Annotated in this window: 4 protein-coding genes; 1 reads left to right on the top strand and 3 read right to left on the bottom strand. The window is 47.1% G+C overall.

Annotation, left to right across the window (positions count from 1 at the left end; all coding sequences use genetic code 11):
- The 3 genes from VN105_RS09645 to VN105_RS09635 form a co-directional block, all read right to left on the bottom strand.
- The coding region (locus tag VN105_RS09645; protein WP_325640248.1) for a hypothetical protein at positions 1-849 on the bottom strand (849 nt) is incomplete at its 3' end.
- A gap of 148 nt (positions 850-997) precedes the next feature.
- Positions 998-2530, bottom strand: coding sequence for a hypothetical protein (locus VN105_RS09640; protein ID WP_325640246.1), 1533 nt, complete (start codon positions 2528-2530; stop codon positions 998-1000).
- 181 nt (positions 2531-2711) lie between these two features.
- Positions 2712-5105: a TonB-dependent receptor gene (locus tag VN105_RS09635; RefSeq protein WP_325640244.1), complete on the bottom strand. Its 2394-nt coding sequence runs from the start codon at positions 5103-5105 to the stop codon at positions 2712-2714.
- Between the two features lie 280 nt (positions 5106-5385).
- On the opposite strand from VN105_RS09635, the gene VN105_RS09630 reads away from it, so the two are divergent.
- Positions 5386-5677: response regulator transcription factor (locus VN105_RS09630; protein ID WP_325640242.1), on the top strand; the 292-nt coding region annotated here is incomplete at its 3' end.

Here is a 5677-nt window from a genome sequence, read left to right as displayed (position 1 = left end):
GGCCAACAGGTTTACCGGATCACCGTCAATAAAATGAACGTTTGCGACAGCGTTGTTGCTCAACAGTGTTCCGCTTCCACTCAGATGAATAAGGGGAGATGAAAATAATAACCCCAGATGATGCCTTCCCGCTTCATAACTTAACCCAATTTTTAATTTCAAACCGATATGGTGATAATCTACCTGGTAAGCACCTTCATTGCTGGCAAGGGGCAGCATACTGGAAGTACTATCGTTTACCAGTGCGCGGGAGGTGAAGGCCTCGCTGTAATGCTGCGAACGGGACTGGCCTTCGGCCATAAAACCGATTGCCCAACGGCTGGAAAGCTGAAACCCTGTACTGATGAGCGCCGATGTTTCTCTTGTGAGGTTTTGAAAATTATACTGACCTACATAATATTCCAATCCCGGACTACCACTCCCTTCTATTACATCCAGCTTTGCATCTTGTTGTTGAGACACATTGTAATTAAGCACGGATGTATGCGTAAGTGCATAACCAAAATATACAGGCTTCCTGCGCCCTATGGATACGATACCTGACAACATCTGCGGCACGCTGGAAGTGATACGTGAATGCAGATCCTTTCCGGTGCCGGCTCCATTCTTCATTTTGATGGATTCCACCTGGTAAACGGTGCCGGAAATAGAAGCGGTTTTCCTCTTTGTAAGCGCCTGCAATGCAGGATTATAAAACAGCACACCACTGTCTTTGTTATTTGCTATCACAGCACCCGGTGTAAAAAAGCCCCCGGGTCCATAACCGTCTGACCAATAGTTGGCATCCTGGGCAAACAATAACTGGCTGATGCATAAAAAGATTATGCCTGTGAGAATTACCCTGGTCATAATTCTGTTCATTAATAAGTTAGCAAATGATAGCGATTGAGCTACAAAGATTTCTTACTGAACAACCGAAGGGCAAAATTGTTTGAGCGCTTTCTTAAAATACAGCGCCATCCGTACAAACAACGGATGGCGTTACAGGCATAATAGTTTACTTCGCTTCTGTATGAGTAGCTGCAGTTATGAAACGAACCGCTGCAGCAGCATCCTGCTGCAATAGAAAATGTGCTTCATTCCTGCGTTCAATAACCATTATTTTTCCACCTGCCTGACGGTAACGCTTTTCTGCGGTACGGGTATTATCACTTAATGCCGGATCGTTACTGCCGGCCACCAGCATAATGGGAACACCGGCCTTTGCCAGCGGCGCCAGTTGATCAAGTGGCTGTACATCAGACATGGCAACTGTTTTCAGCACAGGGTTCTCCGCATATATACAAGCTACATTGCCCGGGTGCTGTGCTGCCCATGCAATGGCTTCACCGGCTGCAGCGCCTTCGCCTTCAATAACGGGCTTTGATGAAAAACCCTTCCCTGTTAAATGCTGGTACACGAGGTTCCACTGAGTGAGCTGGGGACCATCAAAATTATAGGGAACCGGCCCTGTTACAATATGATAACCGCGTGCCAGCAGGGCCTGATCCACTGCCGCATCGGGCTTTACCCAGGTGGCGCGGAACACCCAGGGCGTTCCCGCAGCCGATTTTTCAGGGGCAATGACAGTGATAAATGATTCCACGCCTGGCAACTGAAAAGTATAACGGTGATACCCCCCCGTAAATAATGGCCCGCGGAAAGTAAGCCAGGCATTTTCAGCGGCAACAAATTTATACTCCGCTTTAGTGCTGGTATACCATCCCTGCGTATAGGCGCCATCTATAAAACGGGGTGTTGGCGGTATTTCCTTTACACTTTGCTCCATAAAATCTGCTATTAGCGCCGGGTTATGTAAACTATGCGGATGATGCGCGGCGCCCTCTTTGATCACCACGGAGATCCGCCCTCCAAAGGCCGGGTATATTGCTTCTATGGCAGCCGTTGCGGAAAGGTACAGCGGATCGAGACTGCCACACACATGCAACAGCGGTACATTATTACCGGCAAGTGCACCCAGCTTCATCAATATATCCTTATTAACAGCGGGATTATCAGCATAGATACAGGTTACCTTGTCGGGATGAGCCGTGGCCCAGGTATATTCAAATTCTCCTCCCCTGCTCATGCCGGTAAAGCAGGGTTTGGGCGATAATCCTTTCTCCACAAGGAACCGGTACCAGGCATCCCACTCCTTTCCCGGGCGAAGTGTGGCGCTTGCGGAAATATAGGCAATATGAAAGCCGCGTTTCAGCAGTTCCACTTCCGATTGCGGCTGATGATCCCAATAACAGCCGCGCCACGACCAGGGATTACCGGCAGCAGCCTTCCGGGGCGCCACAATGATACATCGCCGCTTTCCGGGAGGTGGCTCCTTCACACCATAGTTCTCCCCTTCAGGCGCCTTATATGGCGTAATAACAAGCGTTTGTTCGTCCATGATATAATCATAGCGGTCAAATCCATCGTGCCAGGCCGACTTGCCTCCATCGAAAACGGGTTGCTGCGCATTGGCGATGCGGGGCATAAACAGCAGCAGCCATGCTGATACGTGCAGCAGCCGGCGTACATTTAAAAGTGAATTGATCATTTGCATAGATTTCTGATAATGAGGGCTTGCATAGCAGGGCCTTACGGGCATGCCCGACCTGAATGTAGTTGCCTTACGTGGATCAATAAAAGTTTCAGCTAAAATAACAGAAGGGATCGAATAAAATAAAAAATGCGGTAAGAATCTTTTCGCATTTTTTATTTTATGGTAAGATATAAGCCTAGAACTTATACGACACGGTTCCTGTAAACTGTGTGGGAGGTATCGGGTTAATGCTATAGTTTTCGTGTACGTAATAACTGTAAGTATTGGTAACGTTGGATACCTTACCCATTACTGCAAAACGTTTGAAAGCATATCCCGCACTCAGATCAAGTGTAGAGAAGCCCGGAACGGAGATCAGCCTGTTGTATTGCTGTGTTTGCCCGATGGTATTGTTCCAGCCTGCAAAGCGCTGACCTATGTAGTAAAATCCTGCGCCCAGCTTCAGTCCCTTTAACCTGGTTTCCTGTAAAGTGTAGAACGCACTGGCATTTGCAGTATGATTGGGGTTACCTACCAGGCGCTCCCCTTCCATGGAACTTCCTTTCAGACCTGGTGTTTTCTCGATGGTCATGTTGTTATAGCTGTAACCGGCAATGATGTCCAGGCCTTCCAGCGGGTGACCGGCAATATCCAGTTCAACGCCCTGGCTGAGGGTTTCTCCTATCAGCGTTTTTATATTGGTAAAGGTGTTAGCGGTACCATCTTTCAGAAACGCGGCCATCTGTGCATAGTTGTTGTTCCTGATACGGTAGGCTGTAACGTTAACGGATAAACGGCCATTGAAGATATCATTCTTCACACCCAGTTCATATTGCTCTATATTGGATGGTTTCAGGTTTTCTCCATATATATCCTGGCCGCTGTTTGGCGTGAAGGAAGTGGAATAGCTGGCAAATACAGCGGTGGAGGCAATTGGCTTGTACACCACGCCTAAACGGGGAGAAAAGGCATGATCATACTTAGCCTCACCTGGTGTTTTACCACCTTTGAAGTCATAAACAACCGGTGCTTCTGTTTGCAGGTAGGAGAAACGTACTCCGGCCATTACCTTGATCTTTTCAGAGATGCTGACCAGGTCCTGCACGTACACACCTAACCTGTTAACCGGCGCGTTGCTCACAGTTTTCAGGGTATCTGCCGGCATGTCGGTACGGCGTGGAAATTTATTGGGTTCGTATACGTTGATGATATCGTAGATACCTGTTGTTTTGTTGATAGACGGAACTCCGTAAGCATAGGTACCGGTAAGATACCTGTCTGCGTCCACACCGGCAAGGATAGTATGTTCTACAGCGCCGGTCCTTACTTTACCGTTTAAATCCACCTGCGCAGCGTAGTAGTCTTCATTGGTAGCGTTCCTTCCCAGCGGACGGGCCCAGGTGCTGTCTGGATTTGCCTGGATCCTTTCTATTGAATAGTAGTCGCGGTAGTATTTGGAGTAAGCAATGTTACCGGTAACGGACCAGTTATTATTCAGCCTATGTTTAATATTGGCGGAAGCAGTGGTTTGCTGTGTATGCGCATACTGCCAGGGAGCGCCGTAGAAAGTATTACGGGGTACTTTAATCAGGGCGACATCGGCGATGGAACCGGTACCAAAGTCGGGAGTAAAATCATGTTTCAGGTAATCCGCCTGCACCAGTAGTTCCGTGCGGTCGCTCAGTTTGAACAACAGGGATGGATTTACGTAATAGCGTTTAGAATGCACCTGGTCGCGGTAGCTGTCTGCTGTTTCAAAGGTACCGTTTACCCGGTACGCTATTTTAGACGACAAGGGTCCATAAATATCAAAAGCGGGTTTCAGCAAACCGTAACTGCCGGTACGGAGATTTACTTCCCCACCGAAATTGAATTTAGGTTGCTTTGTTACCATGTTCATGATAGCGCCGGGAGCTACGTTACCATAGAGGATAGCAGCGCTTCCTTTCAACACTTCCACCCTTTCGAGGGAGCTCATTTCGGGCATAGCGCCAGAGTTCACACGGGCGCCGTTTTTAAAAGTATTTGTGCTGGAGAATCCGTAACCACGCGCGTTAAATGTTTCCTGCGTACCTGCTCTTGTAGAAGCCATGTACACGCCATTTATATTCTTCACCACATCACTGAGGCGTTGCGCCTGCTGATCTTCCAGTACTTCATGACCAATGATAGCCACACTTTGCGGCAGGTCCATAACAGGTACCGGTAATTTCCCGATGCTTACAGGTCTTTTGTTGATGGTTCTTGTTTTAGTACCGTCTACCACTACTTCGTTTAACTGGCTGGCAGTGGCCTCCAGTGCAATATTCACGGCAGTTACTTCATCTGCACCAATGGTTACGTCCTGGTGCAATGTTTTTGCACCGGTGTAAGAGATCACCAGCGTATAGCTTCCGGGTTTTACATTCTTCAGTATAAACAAACCCGCTTCATCGGTAAGGGTTCCCTTTTTAGTATCTTTCAATCCGATAGTTACAAATGCTGCAGGCTGCCCGTCGGCCGAACTGATCTTTCCTTTGATAACACCATTCTGTGCCAGTACAGTAAGGTTGATAAAAATAAGGGCGAGAATAAAGTATAAACGTTTCAACGAGATTAATTTTCTGCAAAGAAAGACCAATCAACGCGTATGGCTCAGACGGATCGGGAAAAGTTCTACCAGGCTGATTCAGCTGCAATCAGCTCCTGTAATGCAGGCAGCGCACCCGTTTCCTATCTCCCTAAAGTATAAAAACAAATACATAATTCATTTATTTACAACCAATTAGCAATAACCAAAGTGTAATTTGACGCGTTTACACGCACCATCAGTTCCTGTTGGCAAGTCAAAAGTTCAGAATTAATTCAGAATTGAAGTCTAATTTAGTGCCATGAAATTACTGGTCATAGAAGATGAGATACAGCTGGCGCAAAGCATTATTTCTTATCTGTCGGGCGAAAATTATACCTGTGAGTATGCCGGCACCTATCAACAGGCTTTGGCAAAAATAGACATGTTTGAATACGAATGCATACTACTGGATATTATGTTACCTGGTGGCGATGGCATCAGGTTACTGGAAGAAATAAAGAAGCGCAACAGGGAAGAAGGTATCATTATTATTTCAGCAAAGGATTCTTATGAAGATAAGATAAAGGGATTGCAAACCGGGGCTGATGACT

This window comes from Chitinophaga sp. (assembly GCF_035564935.1).
In the GTDB taxonomy this organism is placed as follows: Bacteria; Bacteroidota; Bacteroidia; order Chitinophagales; family Chitinophagaceae; genus Chitinophaga.
This window is presented reverse-complemented; position numbering and strand designations above follow the sequence as displayed.

Coding starts and splice junctions, on each gene's coding strand:
- VN105_RS09640 (WP_325640246.1), bottom strand. CDS start 2,530: ATGATCAATTCACTTTTAAATGTACGCCGGCTGCTGCACGTATCAGCA.